This window comes from Nocardia sp. BSTN01 (genome assembly GCF_015354405.1).
Taxonomy (GTDB): Bacteria; Actinomycetota; Actinomycetes; order Mycobacteriales; family Mycobacteriaceae; genus Nocardia.
In genome coordinates this window covers 1-1,080 of sequence record NZ_JADKYP010000153.1, presented here as the reverse complement: position 1 = coordinate 1,080, position 1,080 = coordinate 1, and the positions used below count along the sequence as shown (strand labels likewise).

Below are 1,080 nucleotides of genomic sequence, written 5' to 3'. Positions count from 1 at the left end.
TGTACTGACCTGAGAGGTTGGGGACGCGGCTGGCGGGTGGGTGTCCGCCGAGTGCGGTGTGGCCGCGGTGGTTGTTGTAGGTGTGTAGCCATTCGGTGTAGGCGGTGCAGCGTTCGGTGTCGTTGCGGTAGGCGCGGGCGTAGGCCCATTCGTCGGCCAGGGTGCGGTGGAAGCGTTCGACCTTGCCGTTGGTTTGTGGGCGATAGGGGCGGGTGCGTTTGTGCACGACTGTGCCCAGCGCTGCACCGAAAGCGTGTGATCGGTAGCAGGAACCGTTGTCGGTCAATACTTTTCGGACCGTGATGCCGTGGCCGGCGAAGCAGGCGGCGGCTCGGGTCCAGAACGCGGCTGCGGTGTCTTTGCGTTCGTCGGGCAGCAGTTCGCTGTAGGCCAGCCTGGAGTGGTCGTCCAGGGCGGTGTGCAGGTAGTGGTAGCCGATGACGGGGTGGCTGCCACGGCGGTTGGGGGTGTGCGCGCGTGAGTTTCGGCTGCCGATGCTGCGTCCGGCCACGCGCCATCCACCGCCGTCGGGATCTTGCCGAGTTTCTTGACATCGATGTGGACCAGGTCGCCGGGGTGGCGGTGTTCGTAACGGCGTACGACACGTCCGGTGGATCGGTCCAGCCACCGCAACCGTGCGAGGCGGTATCGGGTCAGGACGCGATGGACCGTGGAGGGGTGCAATCCCAGCAGATAGGCGATGCGAGCCGGTCCCCAGCGGCGCAGTATCCGCAGTTTGATGATGCGGCGTTCGGTGCGTGTCGGGGTCCGGTTAGGGCTGTGGTGCGGTCGGCTGGACCGGTCGGCCATGCCGGTCGCGCCGTGGTCGCGGTAGCGCTGGGCCCACCGCCACGCTGTGGTCGCTGAGACCTGGAATCGTTCAGCAGCTCGCCGTAGCGGCCACCCGTCATCGACGACACAACGAGCCAGCCGTAGCCGGCCCAACTCCGACAGCGGGGCATTACGGTGAGACATGAAGACCTCCGACAGGTGAATGCGTTCCTCGACAGCTCGCACTTCACTCGGAGGTCTTCGCCATGTCACCTCGCCACGCCGTCACCAACGTCCATGGTCAGTACA

At 66.0% G+C, this 1,080-nt stretch carries 1 pseudogene; it reads right to left on the bottom strand.

The annotated features are described in order from the left end of the window. Positions 1 to 975, bottom strand: a pseudogene (locus IRT45_RS36260) (IS481 family transposase); the annotation flags it as partial. Positions 976 to 1,080: the final 105 nt, after the last annotated feature.